At 39.6% G+C, this 25929-nt stretch carries 20 protein-coding genes; 8 read left to right on the top strand and 12 right to left on the bottom strand.

Features of this window, described 5'->3' with window-relative positions; genetic code table 11:
- Positions 1 to 45 precede the first annotated feature (45 nt).
- From AC5SR4_RS03425 to AC5SR4_RS03400, 6 genes are all read left to right on the top strand, one after another.
- Positions 46 to 816 (top strand): cupin domain-containing protein, encoded by a 771-nt coding sequence (locus AC5SR4_RS03425; RefSeq protein ID WP_495358138.1) that lies wholly within the window; start codon positions 46 to 48, stop codon positions 814 to 816.
- A 10-nt stretch (positions 817 to 826) separates the two neighbouring features.
- Positions 827 to 2851, top strand: a complete 2025-nt coding sequence (gene pelA / locus AC5SR4_RS03420; RefSeq protein ID WP_495358137.1) for a pectate lyase — start codon at positions 827 to 829, stop codon at positions 2849 to 2851.
- Between the two features lie 84 nt (positions 2852 to 2935).
- Positions 2936 to 3679: a rhamnogalacturonan acetylesterase gene (locus tag AC5SR4_RS03415; RefSeq protein ID WP_495358136.1), complete on the top strand. Its 744-nt coding sequence runs from the start codon at positions 2936 to 2938 to the stop codon at positions 3677 to 3679.
- A gap of 10 nt (positions 3680 to 3689) precedes the next feature.
- Positions 3690 to 5042 (top strand): glycoside hydrolase family 28 protein, encoded by a 1353-nt coding sequence (locus tag AC5SR4_RS03410; RefSeq protein WP_495358135.1) that lies wholly within the window; start codon positions 3690 to 3692, stop codon positions 5040 to 5042.
- Positions 5043 to 5124: 82 nt separating this feature from the next.
- Positions 5125 to 5679 carry a hypothetical protein gene (locus tag AC5SR4_RS03405; protein ID WP_495358134.1) on the top strand — a complete coding sequence of 185 codons (555 nt, stop codon included), beginning with the start codon at positions 5125 to 5127 and terminating at the stop codon, positions 5677 to 5679.
- Positions 5680 to 6423: 744 nt separating this feature from the next.
- Positions 6424 to 7035: a hypothetical protein gene (locus tag AC5SR4_RS03400; RefSeq protein ID WP_495358133.1), complete on the top strand. Its 612-nt coding sequence runs from the start codon at positions 6424 to 6426 to the stop codon at positions 7033 to 7035.
- 74 nt (positions 7036 to 7109) lie between these two features.
- Here AC5SR4_RS03400 and AC5SR4_RS03395 read toward each other — a convergent pair whose 3' ends face one another.
- From AC5SR4_RS03395 to AC5SR4_RS03340, 12 genes are all read right to left on the bottom strand, one after another.
- Complete coding sequence (locus tag AC5SR4_RS03395; RefSeq protein WP_495358132.1) at positions 7110 to 8165, bottom strand: Gfo/Idh/MocA family oxidoreductase; 1056 nt, start codon at positions 8163 to 8165, stop codon at positions 7110 to 7112.
- Between the two features lie 217 nt (positions 8166 to 8382).
- The gene (locus AC5SR4_RS03390; protein ID WP_495358131.1) at positions 8383 to 9777 is read right to left on the bottom strand and encodes a Gfo/Idh/MocA family oxidoreductase; all 1395 of its coding nucleotides are present in this window, start codon (positions 9775 to 9777) and stop codon (positions 8383 to 8385) included.
- Between the two features lie 313 nt (positions 9778 to 10090).
- On the bottom strand, positions 10091 to 11590 hold the full coding sequence (locus tag AC5SR4_RS03385; protein WP_495358130.1) for an FGGY family carbohydrate kinase: 1500 nt from the start codon (positions 11588 to 11590) through the stop codon (positions 10091 to 10093).
- 12 nt (positions 11591 to 11602) lie between these two features.
- Entirely contained in the window at positions 11603 to 12574 is a 972-nt protein-coding gene (locus AC5SR4_RS03380) for an ABC transporter permease (RefSeq protein ID WP_495358129.1), read from the bottom strand.
- A gap of 21 nt (positions 12575 to 12595) precedes the next feature.
- Complete coding sequence (locus AC5SR4_RS03375) at positions 12596 to 14116, bottom strand: sugar ABC transporter ATP-binding protein (RefSeq protein ID WP_495358128.1); 1521 nt, start codon at positions 14114 to 14116, stop codon at positions 12596 to 12598.
- Positions 14117 to 14119: 3 nt separating this feature from the next.
- Positions 14120 to 14740, bottom strand: coding sequence for a DUF2291 family protein (locus AC5SR4_RS03370; protein ID WP_495358127.1), 621 nt, complete (start codon positions 14738 to 14740; stop codon positions 14120 to 14122).
- 3 nt (positions 14741 to 14743) lie between these two features.
- Positions 14744 to 15712, bottom strand: coding sequence for a D-ribose ABC transporter substrate-binding protein (locus AC5SR4_RS03365; RefSeq protein WP_495358126.1), 969 nt, complete (start codon positions 15710 to 15712; stop codon positions 14744 to 14746).
- Positions 15713 to 15724: 12 nt separating this feature from the next.
- A complete protein-coding gene (locus AC5SR4_RS03360; protein WP_495358125.1) occupies positions 15725 to 16696 on the bottom strand; it encodes a transketolase family protein in 972 nt (323 codons plus the stop codon).
- Positions 16697 to 16702: 6 nt separating this feature from the next.
- Positions 16703 to 17527, bottom strand: a complete 825-nt coding sequence (locus AC5SR4_RS03355; RefSeq protein WP_495358124.1) for a transketolase — start codon at positions 17525 to 17527, stop codon at positions 16703 to 16705.
- A gap of 31 nt (positions 17528 to 17558) precedes the next feature.
- The gene (locus tag AC5SR4_RS03350) at positions 17559 to 18974 is read right to left on the bottom strand and encodes an L-fucose/L-arabinose isomerase family protein (protein WP_495358123.1); all 1416 of its coding nucleotides are present in this window, start codon (positions 18972 to 18974) and stop codon (positions 17559 to 17561) included.
- A 39-nt stretch (positions 18975 to 19013) separates the two neighbouring features.
- Positions 19014 to 19787: a DeoR/GlpR family DNA-binding transcription regulator gene (locus tag AC5SR4_RS03345; protein WP_495358122.1), complete on the bottom strand. Its 774-nt coding sequence runs from the start codon at positions 19785 to 19787 to the stop codon at positions 19014 to 19016.
- A 72-nt stretch (positions 19788 to 19859) separates the two neighbouring features.
- Positions 19860 to 20789, bottom strand: a complete 930-nt coding sequence (locus AC5SR4_RS03340) for a helix-turn-helix domain-containing protein (protein ID WP_495358121.1) — start codon at positions 20787 to 20789, stop codon at positions 19860 to 19862.
- A 308-nt stretch (positions 20790 to 21097) separates the two neighbouring features.
- Here AC5SR4_RS03340 and AC5SR4_RS03335 point away from each other — a divergent pair, with 308 nt between their 5' ends.
- Together AC5SR4_RS03335 and AC5SR4_RS03330 are read left to right on the top strand one after the other, a co-directional pair.
- On the top strand, positions 21098 to 23575 hold the full coding sequence (locus tag AC5SR4_RS03335) for a right-handed parallel beta-helix repeat-containing protein (RefSeq protein ID WP_495358120.1): 2478 nt from the start codon (positions 21098 to 21100) through the stop codon (positions 23573 to 23575).
- Positions 23572 to 25836, top strand: a complete 2265-nt coding sequence (locus tag AC5SR4_RS03330; RefSeq protein WP_495358119.1) for a glycoside hydrolase family 31 protein — start codon at positions 23572 to 23574, stop codon at positions 25834 to 25836. The genes AC5SR4_RS03335 and AC5SR4_RS03330 overlap by 4 nt, the downstream gene beginning before the upstream one ends.
- Positions 25837 to 25929 lie beyond the last annotated feature (93 nt).

Genomic DNA, 25929 nt, shown 5'->3' with positions numbered 1-25929 from the left:
AATAACAACCAAAACTTGAAAGCGAATCATTAAAAAATTAATATTATGAAAACATTATTGTTAAGTATCATACTATTTTGCACCATAAGTGCAAGTGCCCAGTTAAGTCCCGTAAAAGGCGGCGTTTATAAATGGGACGAACTTCCAGTAACCAAAAGTGAAGACCGCGAGTCCAGGGCCATATTAGAAGGCACTTCGCCACATTTAGAATATTTTGAAATGCACGCCACCACGCAGTATCCCGGTGCCAAGCCCAATAAGCCTAATGCAAATGAGGATATTGAGGAATGTATTATAGTAAAAGAGGGCCAAATGAAAGTAACCATAGAAGGTAAAAGCGAAATAGTAGGTCCAGGAAGCGTTATACTATTTATGCCACAGGAAGAACATGCTATGGAAAATGTAGGCGATACCAACCTAACCTATTATGTATTGAGTTTTAAATCTAAAAAACCCATGGACATCCAACGCGGTAAAGCAAATGGCGGTTCGGTAATTTATAATGCGGCCAATTTAGAATTTATACCCAGTGAAAAGGGTGGTGGTATTCCTTATTTTGATAGGGCTACCAGTATGCATGAACGTTTTGAGATGCATATCACACAATTAAACCGTAAAGGCTTAAGCCATGCACCGCATAAACATATAGAAACCGAGATTATTTTAGTTATTTCTGGCGATACCAACATGGGTATAGACGGAACAGTATACGAAGCTTCAGCAGGCGATTTCTATTTGGCAAAATCACAACTAATGCATGGGGTGGGTAACGCTAAAGAAACACCATGCAAGTATTTCGCATTTAAATGGAACTAAAAAAATAAACATGTACATAACATTCCTTAAACATACAATTATAGCATGTCTGGTCGGGGTGCTTGCTAATGTAGAATTACAAGCGCAGCGCGTACACGACATTTCTTGGCGACGAATCATACAAAAAGAAGAAGGCCCCTGGTTTGCCTCAGAAGAAGCCAAAGCCATGGCCGAAAATGTGTTGCTGTACCAACGCAATGTAGGAGGTTGGCCCAAAAACACCCAAATGCAAAAACCCCTTAGTAAAGCTGAGAAAAAAGCATTGCTAAAACTAAAAAGCAGTACCGAAACCGCTACAACCGATAACGGTGCCACCATTCAAGAAATGCTGTTCCTTTCAAAAATGTACCGCCAAGTACCCGATGAACGTTATAAAGCAGCCTTTTTAAAAGGTTTAGATTATATCTTGGAGGCACAGTACAACAACGGTGGCTGGCCACAATTTTATCCCTTAAGAAAAGGTTATTACACCCATATTACCTATAACGACGATTCTATGGTAAACATCATGAATTTGTTAAAGGACTTAAAGGACAATACAGGCGTTTATGCCATCAAACCTCCCCAAGCTGTTGCCCAAAGCATAGAAGAGGCGTTTAACAAGGGCATTGATTGCATATTAAAAACCCAGTATAAACAAAACGGCGTATTAACCGCTTGGTGTGCACAGCATGACGAATTTACTTTAGAACCCGCCAAGGCACGTTCATACGAATTGCCATCCTTGAGTGGAAAAGAATCAGCGGGTATTGTATTGTTGCTAATGTCTTTAGAAAACCCTTCAGAAGCCGTTAAAAAAGCGATTAACAGTGCCGTAGATTGGTTTAAAAAAGTTAAAATAACCAACCTAAAGCAAGAACGTATCTACGATGCATCTGGAGCCTTTTTAGACCGGAAAATGGTTGAGGTAGCAGATGCCGACCCTCTTTGGGCACGGTTTATGAACCTAGAAGACAACAAACCTTTCTTTTGTGATAGAGATGGTATTAAAAAAGCCACGCTGGCCGAAATAGGCCATGAACGTAGAAACGGTTACGCCTGGTATGTTAACGACCCAAAGGATGTGCTGGAAGCCTACCCAAAATGGAAAGCCAAACACGATACCCCGCGCAAAGCACAACAGGCTCCAAAAGACGCTTATAACATGGTAGTGGCCAAAGATGGCAGTGGCGACTTTACCACCATACAAGAAGCCATGTATGCTGCCAAGGCATTTCCTTACCAACGGGTTATTATAAACATTAAAAATGGCGTGTACAAAGAAAAAGTACATGTGTACTCCTGGAACACTTATGTTACCTTTATTGGTGAGAGCAAAGAAAACACCATTATTACTTATGATGACTATTTTAGCAAGCTAAACTTAGGAAGAAACAGTACCTTCCATACATCTACCTTATTAGTAGAAGGTAACGATTTTATAGCCAAAAACCTCACCATACAAAATACCTCTGGGCCAGTAGGCCAAGCAGTGGCGGTATCAGTGAATGCCGATCGGTGTTATTTTGAAAACTGTGCTTTTCTGGGGTATCAAGATACCGTTTATACCGCAGGCGAAGGCTTTAAGCAATATTTTAAAGATTGTTTTATAGAAGGCACGGTCGATTTTATTTTTGGAGAAGCCACTGTGTTGTTTGAAAACTGTACCATAAACAGTAAATCGAATTCCTATATAACGGCGGCATCAACACCAAAAGGGCAACCATTTGGTTATGTGTTTAAAGACTGTAAACTAACGGCCGATGCCAATGTAGATGCCGTTTATTTAGGAAGGCCCTGGCGCCTGTATGCCAAAACCGTATTCATTAATTGTAATATGGGCTCCCATATACGCGCCGAAGGCTGGCACAATTGGTCTAAAGAAGAAGCCCAGACCACAACCTTCTATGGGGAGTACAACAATTCCGGTCCCGGGTTTAAGCCCACAAGTCGCGTGCCCTGGTCGCATCAGTTAAAAGCTTCCGAAGCAAAACAATATACAAAAGACAACATATTAAAATCAAACACCGAAAACACAAAAACAGCTTGGTATTAGAAGTTGTGATGTTGAGTTGCGGTCGCAGTCGCAGTTTTCACATAAACCTATAAACTTAAATAAACCCATAAATTCAAATAAACAATGAAGTCCTTTTTAATAACAACATACATCATTTTATTAATAACAGCCTCCAGCTGCATGGCCCAACAAACCACCATTTATACCATTGGCGATTCTACCATGGCCAATAAAAAAAATCCAGAAGAAAACCCAGAGCATGGTTGGGCCCAAGTATTGCAGCAATTCTTTACCAATAGTGCAGTAATAGACAATCGGGCTGTAAACGGTAGAAGCAGTAGAAGTTTTATAGGCGAAAACCGCTGGGATTCTATACTGCAAACCTTAAAAGAAGGCGACTTTGTATTCATTCAATTTGGGCATAACGACCAAAAATTTAAAGCCCCAACCCGTTACACCAATCCGCATGTTACCTACCGCCATAACCTAATAAAATTTGTAGAAGAAACCCGTGCAAAAGGCGCCATACCCGTGCTGTTTTCATCCATCGTTAGGCGTAACTTTAACGAGCATGGCGTGTTGATAGACACCCACGGCGAATACCCTTTGGAAACCCGTCTGGTAGCCATGGAGTACAACGTGCCTTTTATAGACTTACAATATTTTACAGAACATTTAGAGGAAAGCTATGGCGTAGAAGGCTCTAAAAAATTGCATTTACATTTTGAGCCCGGTGAACATCCGTATTACAAAAATGGAAAGCAGGACAATACCCATTTATCTAAACTAGGAGCCACCGAAATTGCCAAACTGGCCGTAGCCGAATTAAAAAAGAAAGTACCAGAACTCGTAAAATACATTAAATAAAAACAAACAAATGAAGTACACCCTATTAATAGGTCTTTTATGTTGTTTCCAGCTTGCAAGCGCACAACATATGGAAAAACATGCCCAGACCATTACAGCTATAGAACAAAATATAAGTTTGCCTACCATTCCTAACTACACCGTAAATGTAACCCAATACGGAGCCAAGGGCGATGGCATTAAAAACAGTAAGCCCGCTTTTGATAAGGCCATGAAGGCATGTGCCAAAAAACAAGGCGGCACCATTATAGTACCAGCAGGTATTTATAAATTAAACGGTCCCATCCATTTTGTAAGTCACGTAAACCTACATTTACAGGCCGGAGCTAAAATTATATTCGGCTCTAACCCTAAAGATTACCCTATGGTATTAACCAGTTGGGAAGGCACCGCGCTGTACAATTACAGCCCCATGATTTATGGTTTAAATGTAGAAGATGTAGCCATTACCGGAACAGGCACTATAGATGGCGAAGCCAAAAACACCTGGAATACTTGGCGCGATAAACAAAGCAAAGGGCAACAAAGAAGCCGAACCATGAACCACGAACAGGTACCAGTAAAAGACCGCGTATTTGGAGAAGGTTATTATTTACGGCCACAGCTTATTCAATTCGTTAACTCTAAAAACATACTCATAGAAGATGTAAAAGTTGAAGATTCGCCCTTTTGGTGCATCCACATACTTAAAAGTGAAAGTGTTACCCTAAGAGGGCTAAAATATGATGCCCACAATAAGAATAATGATGGATTGGACATTGAGCAATCTAAAAACGTTTTAATCGAGGACATCGATTTTAATAATGCCGATGATAATATAGCCATAAAAGCCGGACGAGATGATGATGGTAGGCGCCATGCCGATAGACCTTCAGAAAATATAGTCATTAGAAATTGCCGTTTTAAAGGCCTGCACGCCCTAGTAATAGGCAGCGAAATGTCGGCCGGCGTAAAAAATATCTATGCCTATAACTGTAAAGCCAGTGGCTATTTAAAGCGGGGCATTTATGTAAAGACCAATTCCGATAGGGGCGGCTACATAAAAAACATCCATATAGATGGAATGGCTTTTGGCAATGTTGAGGACGGTATATATATGACCAGTAATTACCACGGTGAGGGCAGTGGCCTGTATCCTTCAAAAATATCAAACATAAGCATATCCAACGTAAGCTTTAAAACCGTGTTAAACACAGCCATTGTAATAGAAGGCTACCCCGAACATAAAGTTGAAAACATTCATTTAGATACCCTAAGCTTTCAATCGGCAAAAAATGGCTTAACCCTAACCAATACCAAAAACATACAGTTTAACGAAGTTGTTATAGGCGAAAAGCAGGGCGTACCCAGTGCAGTGCATTAAAAATTATTAAAATAATAGAAGCCAAGATTAACAAATGCTTTTTTTTAACTATTTTAGTTAAAACTTTAAATGCTAATTGGTTATGAGGTTAAGCAGGTTCTTATTATTAATTGTTTTGGTAGCCTGTTCATCAAATAAAGATGAAGCTGCGCCGCCAGATAGGTTTAGTGGCGAAGATTTATTTTCGCAAGCAAATCAGTCTGAAAAAATTTTAATGGGAAAATGGTATTTTGCATACCAATACATCCAAAAGCAAGATGCAACAGATTCTATTTCATACGATTCGGGCTCTGATTATGGTAATCTTAACAGAACAGACACCATTCAATTTTATTCTAATAAGCTTGTAGTTTTTAATACAACCTGTCCCATTGAAAATCCGTCCAAACCATTGGTTAAGCTAGTAGAATCAGAGTCTGGAAAATACTTCTTGCCCTGCTTTCCAAGTGGTGTTAACGGTTGGCTTATAGATAATGATGTATTGCATTATTACAGGGGGTTCAACTCAAACGACTTTTTATCCTACCCCATTTCAGAAATAAATAACGATTCCATAATGTTTTTATATAAAGACTACCCCGAAAACAGCCCCAATGGTTTAGATAAAGAATACGCTGTTTTTTATAAAAAGCAGTAAAATAGAATGATCCCTGCGCCTAAAACCCATTACACATTTAATGGACTATACCTATTACCCACCTATAACGGCATATTAAAACACATTAAAACAAGAATAAAAAAATGCATTTTATCGAAAATGCCTTAAATCATTTAATTACAGGATTTTAACTACACAACAAATGTTAAAATTTTATTAAATAAGAGTTTTTACAATAAAATTAAATTGTTATTCCTACTAAATTTGTAAGTTTGTCACACAATGACCCCCAAAATATTACAAAATATACAGAAGATTTGAGCAATAAACCTACATTCCAAAACTTAAACAACAAAGCTATTTATAGAAAAATAAAGTATGTTGGTAAGAATCATACTATTATTAATAATTGCACAAGTTATATTACTAAAAGTATTAAGGTTACTATAAAAAATATTAAGGCTGTTGTTAAAAACACATCTGCAATTCCCAATAAAACTAGTTTAGTTCTCAATAAAACCAGTCTAGCTTTTAATAAAACTAGTTTAGTTCTCAACAAAACCAGTTTTGTTCTCAATAAAACTAGTTTTCTTATCAGCAATACCAGTTTTATGGCCAATTACACTTGTTTTCTTCTGAATAAAACCAGTGAAATTGTTAGTAACACCAAGGAATTTATAAATTTTACTGGATTTTTTCATCGAAATTTTACTTTTAATTATACAAGCACATACATATTTACTCATAAATTAATTTATTATTAACACCTTAATCATTTAAATTATGTCTGGATATTATCCTACACAAGAAAGTCAATTAGTAAGTTGGCTTAAAAACTTTAAAACAAAAATTGTAACAGAGGGGCCTAATGTTGGGCTTACCGTAGATCAAACAAATGAAGCAGTTGCAGACTGCGATGCTATTCTTACTGGAATTGATGGTGCTGAAGAAGCTAAGGTGAATTTGAATTCTGCAATGGAATTAAAAAAAGATGCCAAGCGAGATAATGGTAAAAGTTTGCGAGCCACGGTTGCCCAAATTAAAACCAATCCTAATTACACCAAGTCTATAGGAGAGACTTTAGGAATTGTGAGCGGTAGTACATCTGAAAATTTGAATAATAAAAAACCTATTATAAAAGCCAGACCTTATCCGGGGTATGTGCGTATAAAATTCACTAAAAAAGGGTTTACGGGTGTTAATATTTACTCACGCTTAAAAGGTACAGAAGGGTGGGAGTTTTTATCGCGCGATACCAACAGTCCATACGATGATAAAAGAGCACTTATAAATCCATCCATACCAGAAACCCGTGAATACATGGCCATCGGGCTTAAGGGTGATAATGAGATTGGACAACAAAGCGATATTATAAGCGTTGTTTATGGCGGTTAACATTATTTAGAAGATTTTTTTTTTTGGGGCTTCAGGACACTTGTCCTGATTTATTTGATCGGAAAGAGGCGTTGTTATGGCGCCTCTTTCATTTTTATAACCCGTTTTTCATCATGGCTTCTTAGGGCGGCTTCAATAACCTGTATTACTGCCATGCCTTCCTGTGCAGTTACGGGCAATGGCTTTCCGTTCATGATAGTTTCGTACACCCCATCAAAATAGTCCATATAACTACCTGCCAGGGTAGATATGTATGTGTTAATGACTTTACCATCTTTTTCAGTATGCAGCGTACCACGTTCCTCAATAGGTTCAATGCCCCACTCATTGGTGCCAGGCAGTTTTCCTGCTTGAAGGTCGGCTTCTTGAACATCGGCTTTCGATTTTATAAACGACCCCTTAGTACCATGTAGCACATTGCCCGGTAAAGGTTCGCGTACATAGTAACTGGATTTTAAAATGACCCGGTGGGTGGGGTAAAACAATTTTAAATCGAAATAATCGCCCACTTTTGAGTTTGGCCTATAGCTATCCAAATCGGCAAACAAGGCATTGGGCATACCAAACAATTGCAGGGCCTGGTCTATAAGGTGCGAACCCAAATCGTATAAACTCCCCACGGCTGCCGTGGGGGTTTCTTTGTGTACTTTATAGCTTAATTCGGGGTCGTATCTGTCATAATGCAGCTCGGCCTCAACAATATCGCCCAGCCAACCTTCGCTTAATATTTTTTGCACCGTTTTAAAATCGCTGTCATAACGGCGGTTGTGGTACACCGAAATAACCACGTTTTTTTCCTTTGCCAAAGCAATAAGCTCTTGGGCTTGAGCAACCGTGGCAGTAAAAGGTTTTTCTATAATGGCATGCTTGCCGGCAAGAATTACTTTTTTAGTATAATCGAAATGTGTAATGTTGGGTGTATTTACAATTACCAAATCAATAACATTATCAGCCAACATATCCTCCAAAGTCCGGAACGTTTTAACGGTTGGGTATTGGGCTTCAGCAAGGTTTTTGGTGCGTTCAAAAACACCATAAAAATTAAACTTTGGGTTAACAGAAATGAACGGCGCATGGAAAACTTGGCCACTCATACCGTATGAACACAAAGCTGTGTTTATTTGTTGCATTTTTTATAGTTTTATAAGTTACTGCGTAGCGGTTATAGTATTGTAAAAACATGATACCTCCTTGTTGAAATTCCGCGTAGCGCCTGCCTATCGGCAAGGCAGGTATAAACAACCCATAATGTTAAACACCTACGGTGTATATGGGGTGGGGGAATTATGCTTTTCTACAATACTTAATACCCTACGGGTAAAAGACTTGTTTTTCTACTTTTAATATCTAACCTCTATTAGGCATTGGTTTAATATCGGTTAAATCTTCAATTTTTATGGGTTTGCCAGATTCTATACTCTTACGTGCGGCAATCCCTATGATGGCCGACATAACCCCATCGCGACTACCCGCTGCTCTTTCATAAGGATCATTTTCGGCAGCAGTCCGGAAAATTTTATCCTGTAAGCGTTTGTCGCCACCTCCATGGCCGCCTCTTTCAGATTTTACAATTACAGTATCAAAATCGCTCCATAGCTTGTGTACAATAATAGTCTCTATATCTACTTTTTCTAAAGCATTTTGTTCCATTTCCTTAGCGTGCATTTCGGCCTGGTTAACGGCTACTTTTTCATGGTAAGGAATGTGCAAGGATGCTTCAACCCTACCCTCGGTACCGTTAAAGGCAATACGCCAACCTTCAAAAGGCGAATAGGTGGTTAGGGTATAATTTACCGATACGTTATTGGCATATTTTATTTGTGCCGACATTTTATCGTAAATATCAATTTCTTCTCTAAACAAACAGTTGTCGCGAATGTAGCCATCGTGCTTTTCATTGGCAACGTATAAATCCATCATGCGCTTGCTTTCGGTAATATCATAAAAGTATTCGCAATCGTTTTTATGGGCACAACTTCTACAGTTATCGCCCCTAAAAGGTCCGTTAGAGCCATAGTGTTCTAAATCGCCATACGCAAAAACCTCTTGGGGGTCTGAGTCTATCCACCAGTTCAACAAATCGAAATGGTGCGTAGATTTGTGCACCCAAAGGGAGCCGCCCTTGTCCTTAAGGCCATGCCATCTTCTAAAATAAGAGGCGCCATGGTAGGTGTTTAGGTACCAGTTAAAATCTACCGAAGTAATTTTTCCAATAGTACCACTGGCCAGTATTTCCTTAATTTTGGTGCTGTAAGGACTCCATCGGTAGTTAAACCCTACAATAAGGTTTTTGCCGGATTTGCGTTCGGCATCCAAAATGGCCTGTGCTTTGTGCTCATCAGTAGTTAAAGGTTTTTCAGTTAGCACATCGCAACCAAACTCCAAACCTTTAATAATGAATTCGTGATGGGTAGCATCAACAGTGGTAACAATTACCAGATCTGGCTTTACTTCATTCAGCATCTTATTAAAATCAACAAACACCGGGCAGTTAACGCCCATGTATGCTTTGGCATATTCTAACCTGCCGGGGTTAATGTCGCATAGGCCCACAAATTCTAAAATATCAGAGTATTCATCAACCAATCGTTTGCCCCAAAAACTGGTGCCGCGAATGCCGGTGCCTACCAGAACAATACGGAGTTTTTTAGAACTGCCAAAATTAAAAGCATTAATAGGGAAAGCACTATAAGCGGCAAGCATGCTTACAGAAGCCAAAAAGTTTCGTCTTGAGTTTTTCATTATATGTTAGTTTTTAGATGTCTGTATGTTTAGTTGTTTGTTGTAAAGTCGGTTAGTTGTAATAACTCATAACTTGCTACTCTCTATTCTCTGTTTTCTATTTTTTTAAACAAAAGTTCGCTACAAGTTAACAAAAAAGGGAATACTCAAAAAATAAGTATTCCCAATGTGATTTTTAAAAGAATTGTTATTAACACCTTAATCTAGTTTAATACACTAAATTAACAATAGCTTTTACCCACACAAAGTAGTTTTTTTTGTGAAGGAAACTATCCTGCTGTGTCCTGTATTATAAAATATTTAACAGGCAGGTTTATTGTGTTTTGTTTTGTAGAATAGTTTGCCAGTTGGCATACGATTCGTGCGCGTACCTTTCGGTTTTGTTAGGGGTGTAGTTTTTAATACGTTCTGCAGGGGGGCTTGGAAAATCGGCCATGGTTTCCCAAAGGTTAATACCCAAACCGGCCATGAGTGCAGCGCCCCAGGCCGACACATCGGTAATGCCCATATTGGTAATGGGTGTTTTTAGCAAGTTTGCCGTAAACTGCATTAAAAATGTATTGGCAGTAATGCCGCCATTTACTTTTAAGGCCTTTAAGGGGGTATTGGTTTCTGTTTCTATGGCGTTAATAACATCTTTTATTTGAAAAGCAATAGCCTCTAACCCAGCACGTACCAAATGCGCTTTGGTGGTGCCAAAGGATAGACCATGAATGGAGGCTTTCCAATCTTTTTGCCAATAGGGGGCACCCATGCCACTAAAGGCGGGTACCAAATAAACCCCCTCGTTGGTAGACAAGGATGTGGCCATGGTTTCAATTTGGTCATGGGATGTAAAGATGCCCATTTGATTTTTTAGCCATTCTAGGGTAGAGCCGCAGCTTACAATAACGCCCTCTAAGGCATAGTTGGTTTGGTTTTTAATACTCCACCCAATAGTGGTTAACATACCATTGCTGGGCTGTTTGTTTAGGGTTTCGGCATTCCATAAAACCGACGACCCGGTTCCTAAAGTGGCTTTGGCCATGCCATTGGTAAAGCAGGCTTCTCCAAAAAAAGCGGCTTGCGAATCGCCTATCATGCCCGTTATGGGGATGCTTTCTTGAAGGAGGCCCTGAAAGGTGGTAGCGCCAAAGTTATTGGAAGAATAAGTAACCTCAGGAAGGTTTAATTGTTCAAGATTGAAGATACGCAACAGGTTGCGGTCCCACTCCAGATTGTAAATATTGTAAAATAGGGTTCTAGAGGCATTGGTGTGATCGGTTTTATAACTCTTGTGGTTGGTAAGCTTGTAAAGCAACCAGGTATCTACAGTTCCAAAATAGGCATTGCCAGTATCGATAGCCTCTTTAACAGTGGCATTGTTTTGGTAAAGCCACATGACTTTGGTGGCCGAAAAATAAGGGTCGATGGTTAAACCGGTACTATTGTTTACGGCAGTTTCCAGACCACTTGCTTTTAGGTTTTCGCAAATAGCAATAGAGCGCTTGCACTGCCAAACTATGGCGTTGCATAAGGGATTGCCCTGTTTGTCCCACAGCACAAATGTTTCCCTTTGGTTAGATATACCACAAGATATAATGTTGTTAATGGCCTTAGGAAATTTAGCCTGAAAGGCCTCTATACATGTTTTTACGGCACGGATTACTGAGGTGTAGATGTCCTCTGGGTCTTGTTCTACAAAGCTGGCCTGCGGGTAATGGGATTTTAGGGGCTCGGTGGTTTTTACAACCACCTTGCCCAAGGCATCAAAAATGATAGCTTTGGTGCCGCTGGTGCCTTGGTCTATGGATAAAATGTATGATGATGCCATAATGTGTGTAATTTAATCTTCGTTAGGATGGTTTAAGCGGTCCATGATAACAGCGGCGAGAATAACCAGGCCTTTAATAATTTGCTGCCAAAAAGGCGAAACATTCAGCAATACCAAGCCACTATTTAAAACCCCGATAATTAGGGCGCCTTGCACGGTGCCCATAATGGAACCCCGACCACCAGATAGTGAGGTGCCACCAATAACTACGGCTGCAATGGAGTCTAGTTCGTAACTCATTCCCGCATTGGGCTGCGCAGAGTCTAAGCGCGAGGTTAGGATAATACCGCCCACGGCAGCCAAAATACCTGCTATGGCATACACCCAAATTTTAACTTTGTTGATATTAATGCCAGATAAACGGGCTGCACTTTCATTGCCCCCAATGGCATAAATATGCCTGCCGAATTTTGTTTTCTTGGTTAAAACGACAGCCAATGCTACAATGATAGCCGTAATCCACACGGGCATGGGGATACCCAAAAACCACCCCGTGCCTATAAAGGCAAAATGTTCTCCTAAGCCTGTAATGGGAAAACCGCCCGTCCATAACATGGTAGCGCCTCTGGCGATGGTAAGCATGGCTAGGGTTGCCACAAAGGGAGGGACTTTAAAGCGAGTAATCATCCAACCGTTAAAAATGCCCATAACACCCCCAATAACAAGCCCGGCAAGAATGGCCCCAAAAACGGTAAAGCCAATATATGTGTTTATGGCAGGTACTTCCAGACCGTGTTTTAATAAGCCCGCAGCAATGGCGCCACTAAATGCCAACATGGAGCCTACAGATAAATCGATGCCTTTGGTGAGGATAACCAGCGTCATACCCACAGAAATACAAACATTAATGGATATCTGTCGGGCAATGTTCCAGCCATTCTCTGCGGTAAAGAATTTATCGGACAGGATGGTTAAAACAACACACAGCACCAAGAGGGCTATGATGGATTGGAATTTTACTAGGGTAGATTTAATGTCTGTCATACGATGTTGGTCTTAGTTTGGTTATAAGGTAGCGGCTTTCATAATGGCTTCTTCGCTGGCAGTAGTTTGGTTAAACGTTCCAGATATTTTGGCGTTGCTTAGCACTAGCACCCGGTCTGAAATAGCCATGATTTCAGGCAATTCGGATGAAACAACAACAATGCCCAAGCCGTCTTTGGCCAGGCGGTTAATAAGGTGGTAAATCTCGTTTTTGGCATTCACGTCAATGCCCCGTGTAGGTTCATCCAAAAACAACACTTTAGGGGTGGTAGCCAACCATTTGGATAGTACAATCTTTTGTTGGTTACCACCGCTTAGGTTTTTAGATAGTTGCCTTTCGGAAGGTGTTTTTATATTAAGCGATTCGATGTATTTTTTAGACAGTAGTGTTTCAAGCCTATTGTTTAAAAAACCATTTTTAACCACGCTGTTTACTGTAGCCATACTGATGTTTTTGGAGACTTCCATTTGTAGGACTAAGCCATCTTCTTTACGATCTTCGGGAACTAGGCCCATGCCGTGGTTTATGGCATCTATTACAGATTTTATTTTAACAACTTGATGGTCTATATACACCTTGCCAGTCATGGTATTGGCATGCAGGCCGAACAGGGTTTCCAATAGTTCAGTTCTACCAGCGCCCATCAAACCAAAAATACCAAGCACTTCACCTTTTTTAACACTAAAGTTGATGTCCTTTATTAGAAAACTGGATTTATCGTTGGCACGAGGCAGAGAAATATTTTCTACGCGAAGTACTTCTTCGCCTAAAGTGATGGCATCTTTTTTATAAAGGTTTTTAATATCCCTACCTACCATGAGCCGGATAAGGTCGTCTTTTTGTGCATTGGAAACATCTTCAATAGTGCCAACGGTTTTGCCGTCGCGTAGGCCGATAAATCGATCGGCAATTAAAAAGAGCTCATCCAGCTTATGCGAAATATAAAGTATGGAAACGTTTTGTTTTTTTAGGGAGGCAATGATTTTAAAGAGCACTTCCACTTCCGAGTCGGATATGGCAGAGGTGGGCTCGTCCATAATAACTACCTTGGCATCTTCTAATAAAGCCTTAGCTATTTCAATAAGTTGTTGCTCGCCTACGCGTAACTCACTAACTAAGGTTCTGGGGTTTAAGTGACAGTCTAACTGTTCTAGTAATGCTTTGGTTTGTTTTATCATTTCACTGGAATCCAAAATACCAAAGGTGTTTTGGAGTTCCCTGCCTAAAAAGATATTCTCGGCAATACTTAAATAAGGGATGAGGTTTAATTCTTGATGGATGATAGCAATCCCATGTTCCATAGCCTCTTTGGGGCTGCTAAATGTTACCTCGTTATTGTTTAAATACAGCGTTCCTTCATAATCGGGATATACCCCCGATAAGATTTTCATGAGGGTGGATTTCCCGGCACCGTTCTCGCCAACAATCACATTGACTTTACCTGTGTGAACATCCAGATTAACATCGTCCAATGCTGTTACGCCTCCAAATCGCTTAGTGATGTTCCGTGCCTTAAGCAGTATGTTGGTTTGGTCTTTCAAGGCTTATGGATTTATGGTGAGTACAAGAGGAATTACGCGTAGTTGATCCAAGTTCGGGTGTTTGGTGTTGACTTTTACAGCGCCTTTAAAATAAACGGCATCGCTCTCTTTGACTTGTTTTAAAAACGGTGGCACAATGGTTTCGCGAACAATATTATTGAGCTCTACGGAAATATTGTTGTAATCCATCGTGTTTTGATAATCGCCAATATTGGCCATTTGTGCCCCTTCACGAATGGCATTCCCGAAGATAAAATCGGTAGCGATGTTGATTTGTTGTTCACTGTCTGTTAAGGTAACGGTTACATTTTCTTCCCCAATGTGGGTTACGGTAGCATTGCTTTCAATAATGAAATAGTAATCTTTGCTAATACCAAGTTTGTTGCCCTTGGCTTCGGCGTAGGCTGTAACATCTTTAATGATATCGTTTAAAAAACTAGAGGCGTTAATGGCGGGTAAGGTTGCTGCTTTGTTATTCATAAAGGCACTGGCATAGGCCTTGGCATTAAAGGCTTTGCTTTCCAGTTTGGCTTTTACTTCATCCAATGGCTTAAAGTACATGGCATTGTATAGCGAAACAATTACAATGATTCCTAAAACGAGATATTTAAAAAGCTTTTTCATAGTCTAGTTTTCTGCACCGTAGGCACCAAATTCGTTAATGTTTTCTTGTGTTACTACTTCTACGGCCAAAGGTGTTTTGGCAATGAAGTCCCGTTTGCCCTTAATGTATGCATCGGCCAACTCGGCGGCTGTTCGAGCCATTTGTTTGGGGGATTGCATGGCGGTTGCCATGATTTTTTTGTCCTTAATGGCATCCATGACATCTTTAGCACCATCAAAACCAAAAACCATAACGCTATCGGCTTTTCCGGAGGCTACTAAGGCTTGATAGGCACCCATGGCCATCGCATCGTTTCCGCAGAAAACGGCATCGATATCGGGGTTGGACTGTAGTACGGATTCCAGAACTTCCATGGCTTTGCTTCTATCGAAATCGGCACTTTGTTGCGCCACCATTTTGAGGTCTGGGAAGTGGTCTACAACACTGTGAAAGCCTTTGGAGCGGTTCCATGTGTTGTTATCACCAACCAGTCCAAGCAGCTCTACATATTTTCCTTTTTTATTAAGTTTTCTAACAAAGTATTCCCCCAATTCTACACAGCCCGAAAAATTATCGGAGATGATTTGCGAGGCGGGACCATCGAGGGAGTTAACTTCCCTGTCCATACAAAACGTGGGTACACCGGCTTCTTTGGCGCGTTTTACATTAGATACAGAACCTTCGGAATCTGTGGGGTTGAACAGGATAGCACTGTAACCAGCTGCGATTAAATTCTCAAAATGTTCTGCCTCTTTAGAGGTGTTGTTTTGCGAATCGAAAATGGTAGTTTCATAACCCAATTCTCTGGCGCGTTCGGCTGCTGATTCTCCTAAGACCACAAACCACGGATTATTTAGGGTGGAAATAACTACGGCTATCTTCTTGGGGCCTTCGTTCTTTTTGTTGTTACAACCACTTAGGGTTAGCGTAACCAGAAGGACTATCACGTGTTTCAGCCGGAATCGATTCAAATAATATATTAGTTTAGTCATAGTTGTTGGTTTTTAAAGCTTCAAAAGGGTTTTGCAGGTTTGGTAAAGACCTTCTTTTGAAATGCCATAGTGGTTGAAAATTTCTACTTGCGAGCCCGTTACGGTGTATTCATCAGGTATGCCCACTATTTTAAACGGATTGGTAATGCCCTTTTGAAAGAGATGGGAGGCGCAAGCTTCGCCAAGTCCGCCATGTACCATATGTTCTTCTACGGTAACAATGGGGCGGCCATTAGCGGCAAGTGTTTCTAATAAATCGGTATCCAAAGGCTTAATGGTATGCATACTTACTACGGTGGCTTTGATACCGTGGTTATCTTCCAGTTTTTTAGCGGCCAACCAAGCGGGATAAACAGTTTCACCAGTGGCAATGATGGCGAGGTCGTCTCCCTTTTTTACGACACGGCCTTTTCCAAATTGGAAGCTTTGGTTCTCTTTACTAAGAAAAGGCATGGCCTTTTTGCCAAACCGCATGTAAATGGGTTTGTTGTGCTGTGCCGCCAATATAACAGCTTGTTCGGTTTCAAAATTATCGGCAGGCGCCACAATGGTAATATTGTTAATGGCACGTAAGGCTGCATAGTCGTGCAAACTGTGGTGTGTGGTACCCAGGGCACCGTAACTAACACCCGAGCTTATACCAACGAGTGTTACAGGATTATCGGAATAACAAACATCATTTTTAATCTGCTCTAAAGCACGGGCACTTAAAAAACAAGCGGGCGATACAGCAAAGGCTTTTTTTCCTGCCGAGGCCAGACCAGCTGCTACACCAACTAAATTTTGCTCGGCTATACCAACTTCTACAATTTGATTGGGGTACTTTTCGCCAAAAGGGACTAATTTTCCCGAACCTCTGGAGTCGCTGGTAACGGCAATAATATTATTATCGGTTGCAGCCAATGTTTGCATGGTTTCTGAAAACACTTCTTGATTGGCCTTACCCATTTTTAAATCTTTTTCTTCTATTTTATCTAACTCCATAATGTTTTAGATTAATGCTTCTGCTTCATTTAATTCGGATATGGCTAATTCGTATTGTTCCGGACTGGGAACACCGTGGTGCCATTTAATATTCCTTTCCATATAACTAATACCTTTGCCTTTAATAGTATGGGCAATGATAAAGTTGGGTTTGCCAACTTCAAAAGGGCCATTGTTTAAGGCTTCTTCTAGGGCTTCAAGATTGTGGCCATCTACTTCTTTTACGGCCCAACCAAAGGCTTCCAGTTTTTCACGAACAGAATCGGTATTCATCACATCGCTGTTGTTGCCTGTTATTTGCTGTTTGTTATAATCTAAAATGGCATAGAGATTATCTAGTTTGTAATGGGCGGCAGATAGAAAGGCTTCCCAATTGGAACCTTCGGGTAATTCACCATCACCAATTAACGTAAATATCCTGTGGGTTTTGTTATCTAGCTTAGCGGCTATGGCCTCGCCCACACAAATAGGGAGTCCGTGCCCCAAAGCACCGGTGTTTTGCTCGACCCCGTTCACCTTTTTTGTAGGGTGCCCAATGTAATGGGATTGGTATTGGCAGAGCGTTTCCAAATCGGATTCTGGAAAAAAGCCACGGTCTGCCAGGGTTACAAATAGGGCTTCTACGCAGTGACCTTTACTTTGTATATATCGGTCGCGATTAGGGTTTTTAAAATCATTGGGATTGACATTTAAAACGCGATTGTATAGCACATTTAAAGTATCAACACAGGATAGGCTGCCACCTGTATGTCCGGCTTTGGCCTTGTATATGTACTTAAGAAGGTTTTTTCTAAGTGTTACAGATTTTAATTTTAATTCTTTATTCGTCATCGTTCCTTCGTTTCATGTAAGGGTTAATGGTTTAGCCCTTATGGTTATAGAGTTCCCAACCCATATAATTGCCCAGAGCTTCTTCTAATATGGCACCTGTTTTAGAAGCGTTCATTACCACGTGGTGCTCAAAACCATTACGGCAAACATAATTCATAAGGCCTTGTAGGTTGCCAATTTGAGCTACAGCTCTATTACCAAAGGTGTTTAGCGGGTCGTTTGTTAGTTCACCCTCGCCTACATAAGCTTTGATAATACCCTTAGGGTCATCGGTACTAATGCGCCCATAGGTAAGGGGCATAGCAGGTGTTCGGCCATCTAATGCGCCGTATGTGTTTTCAACACCCACGGTGGTTCCTAAAATGGGGGCGTTGCTTATTTCGATATCTGGTAAAAAGGACTTGGCCCAGTTACCGCAATGGAACAGCACACATTTGTTGGGGTCGTTTGCATAATTATTGTTCCAATCTACCAAAGCACTGGGTGAACCAGATGCTAGCTGCATAGCATACATGCTTAGGGTACCAGTAACATCCACTTCGCAAGCGGATGGTAACATGTTCTCAGACATGATACTCATACTGGTACACACATTGCACCCAAAGTTTTGCTGTAAGGAGGTCCAGCACTGTATAGCGGTGGCATCCAAAGCATGTTCGTCAACAAACTCATTAAGTATTACATCTAACTTTGCTATTTGTATCATAGCGGCATCAGGTGTTTTACCTTTAGGCGCATAAGCATTTATGGTTTCTAAGTGTTTTTTAACGGCAGCGTCATCTTTAGTCAGTTTGTCTGCTTTACCTAAAATTTCAGAAAGATCTACTGTGGTTACGGTAATGCCGTTGCGTTGCAATATTTTTTCGGAATAACGTACGGTGTTAAAAGCCCCTGGCCTGGCACCAACGGCACCAATTCTAACGTTTCTTAAGCCTTTAACAACGCGACATACTGCTACAAAATCGGTTAAATCTTTTTGAAAAGTTTCATCAGAAGGGTGTGATACATGCTGACTCGTTAGTGTGTATTTTATACCATACTGATAGAGGTTGTTGCAAACGGATATTTTACCACACCAAGAATCACGACGGTTTACAACATTCATTTTAGATAAATCATCGGGATACGCTTGAATTAAAACAGGCACATTTAAGTTGGCGAGTTTTAAGGTATCGGCCACACCTTTTTCATCTCCAAAATTGGGTAACAGTACCAATATGCCAGCAAGTTCATCTGCATGCTTTTTGAAAAGGTCAGCACATTTTTGTGCTTCTTTAAAAGTTTCAACACCACCCAATTTGGTGTCGGTGGTTTCCAATAATACAGGTTTGAGGTTGAGTTTTGCAAACACGTCCAAAATCTCGGTACGTGCTTTTTCAACTAAACTATCAGGAAAGAAGTCCCGGTTACCAATAATGATTCCTATACTAAGTGCTGGTTTTGACATTTTTGTTTTTTTATAATTCTAGTTAGTTCAATAGTGGTGTTAGTTTGTGGCTAAAATCACTTCAATTTCATGTTCTTTAAATACGTCTTTGTCTTTATCTTCAATATGAGGATCGGTAATGATATAATCAATTAATGATAGGGCCCCTAAACTGGCCAGGGCATTTTTACCAATTTTCGTACTATCTGCAACCAGATAGGTAATGTCTGCGGCATTTATCATGGCTTTTTTAACAACCAAGTCGCTAATGCTTGGGTAGGTTAACCCCGATTTAAGTGAAATACCGGCAGTTGCTAAAAACAACTTTTGAACATTGAGGCCTTTAAAGAAATCTGCAGCCTTTTGTCCTGTTAATGACAGTGTGGGTGGTTTAAACTCGCCTCCGGTCATTATGACTTCTATGCCAGGTTCTGTGCCTAACATTAATGCAATGTTCAGGGCGTTAGTAATAACCGTTAGGTTCTTGTAACCTTTTAGTTTTTTTGCTATTTCGGTAGTGGTACTACCAGAATCTAATATGATAGTATCGCCGCTTTCTATGAACTCTAGACATTTAAGTGCGATGATTTCTTTTTTCTCTAGATTTTCCTGGTGGAACAATGAGAAATTTTTAACATGGTCCTCGATATTCTTTAGAAAGGCGCCACCATGCTCTCGTATAATGAGTCCCTGTTTTTCTAGTTTTTCTAAATCTTGCCTAATGGTTACTTCGGTAACCTTAAATAGTTTAGCTAGGTCAATAACTTTAGCTGAGCCATCTTCTTGAAGAAACTCAATAATTTTTTCGCGTCGTTGATTTGGTAATAGTGCCATAATGCAAATAAACGAAAATAAACGAAAATAAACGAAAGATTTATGATAAAATCATTCGCTAACCTGTTTTGTTTACTTCTTATACTTGCCAGGACTTACGCCAATACGCTGTGAAAATGTGGATGTAAAGTGTTGTAAAGAGGAGAATCCGCAAGCAAAAGCAATGTCGGACATGTTCATGCCATCATTACTTTCAATTAAATCTATGGCTTTTTGGATTTTTAAATTGATAATGAAACTGTTGGGTGGATAGCCAGTGAGTTTTTTAACCTCGTAGGTGAACTTGGTTTTTCCCATACCAAATTTATAAGCCAGGTCGTCTATAATCCATTTTTTGTTTAAATCGCCCAGCACAATTTGAGTAAGCTTGTCTATGAAGTTATCCTCTTCTTTGTTTTTTTGTTGTCTGAAGGATAGATGCCTATGTAAGTCTATAAATAAGTTTTCTATGATGTTGCCCACCATGATTTCAAACCCTTTTTCTTGGTTAGATAGTTCTTTTTCAAGTTCAATAAAATACTTTTTGAAAATTTTGGCTTTTTCAATTACCAAGTTATTATCGTCGGCAATCATCGTTCCTAAACTTTCTTGAAATTCGGGAGAGAGTTTAGTCCATGACCCAAAGTTAAGGGGCTTGTTTCTGGCATATTCTTTGGGCTTAATAACAATCCAGTTTATTTGACCAATATCCATTTTTCCCATAGGGCTTCCATTGAATTCCCAAGGGGCGGTAACCGACAGATTGTCTGGCAAAAGTTCAATTTCTTTATCGTCTACGACCCAGTTGTATTTGCCACTATTCACAAAATGAATTTCAATACCATCGTTTAAATGGGGGCGCATATTTTCATCCAGCCGGACTTTTGAGAATTTCATGCTCCCAAACTGAATGATATAGGGTAATTTTTCAAGAGGGCCTAAATTACCTTTATGCCACCAAATACCATAGTTTCCAGTTTTGATTTTTTTAGCGGATACATCAGATGCCGATAAGTTTTCCATATTATAGTTTTTAAATATTAAACTAAGTGCGAATTAATGGTGTTTTATTTATAATTATTAAATAGCAAAAAATCATTTATGAAATTGACCGTCGATTAAAAATAACATTATTTTATTGTTAAAATAGTAATATTAGCCAGATTTTATGTGTAAAATAGTATTATGGATATCTTTATGCTTTGAAAGTGAATAAAGTATATTGTTTGAGTAAAGATATTTATTTTATACTATTTAAAACAAAAAAAGTAATTCTTTGCATTTTGTTAAAATGATTTAAGGATTGCTTTTACTATAAGATTAACAACTAAATGAGACTACATAACCACTGTAAAATTATAACAGTATTATTGCTGTTATGGGCTGTTTTTTATTGTAACGCCACTGAAATATGGGTGAGCAATACAGGGAATGATACCAATTTGGGCACCAAAGAAGAGCCATTGGCCACTTTAAATATGGCTTTAAGAAAAGCCAGAAACATGCGACGTTTAAATAACCCTTCCATAAAGGGTGGTATTCGTATAATATTAATGGATGGGGTTTTTCATTTAGAGGAACCTGTATTTATTAGACCCGAAGATTCAGGCACTGAAGACAGCCCAACAATCATTGAGGCACAAAATAGGGGTGAAGCCATGTTAAGTGGTGGTATTCAAATTAGTGATTGGAAAAAATATGGAGCTTTTTGGGTAGCTGATGCCCCTAAAAAAGCAGGTCGTGTTATAGAGTACAGACAGTTGTGGGTTAATGGCAAAAAAGCTGTTAGAGCAAAAAGCAATACTGGACCGGAAATGGATAGAATTTTATCTTGGAATAAAGCTTCACAAACGTGTTGGATTCCGTTTAATGATAAATCTGTAACATTCCAGCCTGGTATGGAACTGTTTATCCAACAATGGTGGGCCATTGCCAATTTAAGAATTAAAGAAATGGAGGTTAAAGGCGATAGCGCCAAGTTATATTTTGAACAACCAGAAAGTCGCATTCAAAGTGAGCACCCGTGGCCAGCACCCTGGATATCAAAAAAAACTGGAAACTCACCTTTTTACTTAACAAATGCCATGAGCTTGCTGGATGAACCAGGCGAGTGGTATTTAGACAAAGCACATTCAAAAATATACTATTACCCTAGAGTGGGAGAGGATATCAATACAATACAAGTTACTGCGCCTGTTTTGGAAAATATATTAAACATTAGAGGTGTAATCGATTGCTACGTACGTCATGTATATATAAAGGGTATTGCTTTTCAACACAGCAATTGGTTACGCCCGTCACAAAAAGGACATGTGCCTTTACAGGCAGGTATGTATCTGTTGGATGCTTACAAACTAAAGCAACCTGGAACACCCGATAAAGCGGGCTTGGAAAATCAGGCATGGATTGGTAGGCCCAGAGCCGCTGTAGAGGTTAATTTTGCCAACCATATTACGTTTGAAGCCTGTATATTTAAACACTTGTCCTCCACGGGCTTGGATTTACACAAAGGCACCAATAACAATACAGTACAGGGCAACTTATTTAAAGATATTGGTGGTAGTGCCATAAATGTTGGCGTGTTCTCAGATGAAGCTTTTGAAACCCATTTGCCATACAACCCTACTGATGAGCGTGAGGTGTGTTCAAATGAATTGATTGTAGATAATTTAATTACAAACGTAACCAACGAGGATTGGGGTACTTTGGGTATTAGTGCTGGCTTTGTAAAAAACATTACGATAGCACATAATGAAATCTCAGATGTGTCCTACACAGGCATTGGTCTAGGCTGGGGTTGGACTAAAACAATCAATGCCATGAAGCATAACAAAGTGGTTGCTAATCGAATTCATCATTATGGAAAACACTTATATGATGTGGCAGGGGTGTATACACTTTCTGCACAACCTGAAAGTGTGATTAAAGAAAATTATATTGATTCCATTTACTATAACCCCTATGCTCATGACCCTTACCACTGGTTTTATTTGTATACTGATGAAGGCTCGTCCTTTTTTACTGTGAAGGACAATTGGGTGCCTGCTGAAAAGTTTTTACAAAACGCCAATGGTCCCGATAACACATGGACAAATAATAATGCTTACGTTGGAAATGCCATTAGAGAAAATGCAGGTATTCGTGCCCCCTACAAGCATTTATTAAAAGAACGTGTGGTAGACACCACGTGGCCTTTACAGGAAGTCCCTCATTTTGCAGCCATAGAATTGGTAGGTTCGGGTTTTGATTCTAAAAAAATAAAAGCTATCGCCAAAGCCAACGGGGTGATTGATGCAGAACTGTACCAGTGGAAGAAACATCTGGTGCTCTATGCTAAACTGAACCATATTGACCATTTAAAGAATAAATTGGCCGAGGCATATCCTAAAGCCGACATAAAAACATACAATACGCCCGTTTATAATTTTAACCGATTTGAACGGTGTGAAAGCGTTGATATGGCCCAAGACTGGGACCACGTTGTGCTAACAGCTAACCTTGTGGACGATAAAGCACTGCAAGAAGACTATTTACAATACCATAAAACCCAATTTGAAGCATGGCCAGAAGTAGCGCAAGGATTTTGTAATGCTGATTTTCAGCAATTGCAGGTTTTTAAAAACGGACGCCAACTCATGTTAATTATAAGTATTCCAAAAGGGATCAGTTTGGATGATCTAAACCCTAAAACAACGGAAAACAATCCGCGGGTAGACGATTGGAATACTTTGATGAAAAAATACCAAACAGGTATTAAAGGCACACGTCGTGGAGAAACATGGGTGTTTTTAAATAAACTAAAAGAATGAAACAAACCAATCATCAATTTTTTGACTTTCTGGATTTTAATGTTGACCTATCTTTAGAAGAAGGGGTGTCCAGGTTATGGAAAGCCTGTAAGCCCGTAGATATATATCAAAACGGGTTAGGGGTGGCTATAACAGTCCCATTTCAATGTCAGTTATTATCAAACGAAATTGCACCAGATCCATTAGTACCCAAAGAAACATATCAAGTCTTTATTCGTGCTTTTGGAAAAAAAATACTCAGAGTAAGCATTGGTTTTCAAAGTGACATTGAAGGGACTTCGCCTATACTACAATTTTCAAAAGATCTTAAAGAAACAGCTTTGGGTTTTGAGAAATTTGAAGACTCTTGGGTTGTGAAAGATGATCAGGGTACCATCAAAGCCGTTTTTGACTTATCCACTCCAAATATAGATTATTGGAGTGATCTATTGCCAAAACCTGAGGAGTCTATGCAAGCCACCTTTTACCCTGATGGCAAAAAGGCTGTTAAAGTTAGTGCTTACGACCAGTTTTTTCCTAATAGAATGGATGCCATGTGTCTATCCTTTATAGAAAAGCACGGTAAGCCCAGTAAAACTTCCATATCTTTTCATGCCAAACCTGATGAGAAGTTTGTGGGTACTGGGGAGCGTTTTAGTAAAATGGATTTATCTGGGCATACTTTTCAATTGAAAAATCAGGACGGACAGGGGGTTAACAATAAGCGAACTTATAAAAATATCCCCTTTTACCTTTCTAGTGAAATGTACGGCTTGTTTTTGCATACCTCTACCTATTGTAAATTTTCCATGGCCGATTTCTCAACGCGTTCCGTGCAATTATTAGTAGAAGAACCAGTATTGGACTTATTTTTAATAGGTGAAGATTCACCTGAAAAAATAATTTACGAATATAAAAAAATAACAGGCTTTCCTACCATGCCACCACTTTGGAGTTATGGTGTTTGGATGAGTAGAATGACATATTTCTCTGCTGACGAAGTGAATACCATTTGCGACAGATTGCGGAAAGAGGATTTTCCTTGTGATGTTATTCATATTGATACTGGTTGGTTTGAAACCGATTGGCTTTGTGAGTGGAAATTCAATTCCGATCGCTTTCCAGATCCTGTAAAATTTGTTTCCAATTTAAAAAATAATGGTTACCGAGTGAGTTTATGGCAAATGCCCTATATTTCTGAAGATGCACAACAGTATGAAGAAGCCAAATCTAAAAACTATATTGGCGCTTTAAATTCTAAAATTATAAAAGGAGGCTCAAATTTTAGCAATCTGGATTATGCAGGTACAATAGATTTTACATATCCCAAAGCAGTGGATTGGTATAAGGATTTATTGAGAGAACTGCTGAATATGGGTGTGTCCTGTATAAAAACTGATTTTGGAGAAGAAATTCACCTAGATGCCAATTACCATGACATGACCCCAGAATCATTGAACAATGTATATGCATTATTGTATCAAAAAGCAGCTTATGAAGTTACCAAGGAAGTGTCCAGCGATGGCATTATTTGGGCCAGAGCAGGATGGAGTGGTTGCCAACGTTTTCCAATACATTGGGGTGGCGATGCCGCAGCATCTTGGGATGGTATGGCAGGGTCTTTAAAAGGCGGATTGCATTTAGGTTTGTCCGGTTTCGGATTCTGGAGCCATGATGTTCCTGGGTTTCACGGCGTACCAGATTTTATGAATGCCATTATACCCGACGACTTATATGTGCGTTGGACCCAATTTGGCGTGTTCACGTCTCATATCCGTTATCATGGCACCTCAAAAAGAGAACCGTATTATTATCCCAATGTTGCCCCTTTAATAAGAAAATGGTGGAAACTTCGCTATGCCATGTTGCCTTATATATTGAAAGAAAGCGAGAAAACAACAACATCAGGATTCCCGGTCATTCGCGCATTGTTAATGCATCACCAGGCCGATAAAATATGTTGGCATATCGATGACCAATATTATTTTGGCGATGATTTTTTGGTAGCACCTATGATGAATTCCGAAAACAAACGCGATGTCTATTTACCAGAAGGGGAGTGGGTAAACTTTTTTACCGGCGACACCAACACAGGCAATCGTTGGTTAAACAATTTTGAAGCCCCCATGGAAGACATGCCCGTTTGGGTAAAAGCAGGGGCCGTAGTACCATTATATCCGGAAGCCGTAAGTTGTACCGATGAAATGGACTTAAATAATGTAATACATATAAAAATAGATGCTAACTTTAAAGGCATTTGGAAGCATTTGGATTTTTTGTAAGGAGAGAATAGAACAGAAACAAACAAATTTAATAATAACTTAAGCTTAGTTGAAAACAGGAAAGATCTACTGTCTAACAGCGAAGCGATCTAA

The sequence above is a fragment of the Aestuariibaculum scopimerae genome, from assembly GCF_059428085.1.
This window is presented reverse-complemented; position numbering and strand designations above follow the sequence as displayed.

Coding starts and splice junctions, on each gene's coding strand:
- AC5SR4_RS03370 (WP_495358127.1), bottom strand. CDS start 14,740: ATGAAAAAGCTTTTTAAATATCTCGTTTTAGGAATCATTGTAATTGTT.
- AC5SR4_RS03395 (WP_495358132.1), bottom strand. CDS start 8,165: ATGCAACAAATAAACACAGCTTTGTGTTCATACGGTATGAGTGGCCAA.
- AC5SR4_RS03355 (WP_495358124.1), bottom strand. CDS start 17,527: ATGACGAATAAAGAATTAAAATTAAAATCTGTAACACTTAGAAAAAAC.
- AC5SR4_RS03405 (WP_495358134.1), top strand. CDS start 5,125: ATGAGGTTAAGCAGGTTCTTATTATTAATTGTTTTGGTAGCCTGTTCA.
- AC5SR4_RS03335 (WP_495358120.1), top strand. CDS start 21,098: ATGAGACTACATAACCACTGTAAAATTATAACAGTATTATTGCTGTTA.
- AC5SR4_RS03345 (WP_495358122.1), bottom strand. CDS start 19,787: ATGGCACTATTACCAAATCAACGACGCGAAAAAATTATTGAGTTTCTT.
- pelA (WP_495358137.1), top strand. CDS start 827: ATGTACATAACATTCCTTAAACATACAATTATAGCATGTCTGGTCGGG.
- AC5SR4_RS03330 (WP_495358119.1), top strand. CDS start 23,572: ATGAAACAAACCAATCATCAATTTTTTGACTTTCTGGATTTTAATGTT.
- AC5SR4_RS03380 (WP_495358129.1), bottom strand. CDS start 12,574: ATGACAGACATTAAATCTACCCTAGTAAAATTCCAATCCATCATAGCC.
- AC5SR4_RS03410 (WP_495358135.1), top strand. CDS start 3,690: ATGAAGTACACCCTATTAATAGGTCTTTTATGTTGTTTCCAGCTTGCA.
- AC5SR4_RS03365 (WP_495358126.1), bottom strand. CDS start 15,712: ATGACTAAACTAATATATTATTTGAATCGATTCCGGCTGAAACACGTG.
- AC5SR4_RS03385 (WP_495358130.1), bottom strand. CDS start 11,590: ATGGCATCATCATACATTTTATCCATAGACCAAGGCACCAGCGGCACC.
- AC5SR4_RS03350 (WP_495358123.1), bottom strand. CDS start 18,974: ATGTCAAAACCAGCACTTAGTATAGGAATCATTATTGGTAACCGGGAC.
- AC5SR4_RS03400 (WP_495358133.1), top strand. CDS start 6,424: ATGTCTGGATATTATCCTACACAAGAAAGTCAATTAGTAAGTTGGCTT.
- AC5SR4_RS03390 (WP_495358131.1), bottom strand. CDS start 9,777: ATGAAAAACTCAAGACGAAACTTTTTGGCTTCTGTAAGCATGCTTGCC.
- AC5SR4_RS03360 (WP_495358125.1), bottom strand. CDS start 16,696: ATGGAGTTAGATAAAATAGAAGAAAAAGATTTAAAAATGGGTAAGGCC.
- AC5SR4_RS03415 (WP_495358136.1), top strand. CDS start 2,936: ATGAAGTCCTTTTTAATAACAACATACATCATTTTATTAATAACAGCC.
- AC5SR4_RS03425 (WP_495358138.1), top strand. CDS start 46: ATGAAAACATTATTGTTAAGTATCATACTATTTTGCACCATAAGTGCA.
- AC5SR4_RS03340 (WP_495358121.1), bottom strand. CDS start 20,789: ATGGAAAACTTATCGGCATCTGATGTATCCGCTAAAAAAATCAAAACT.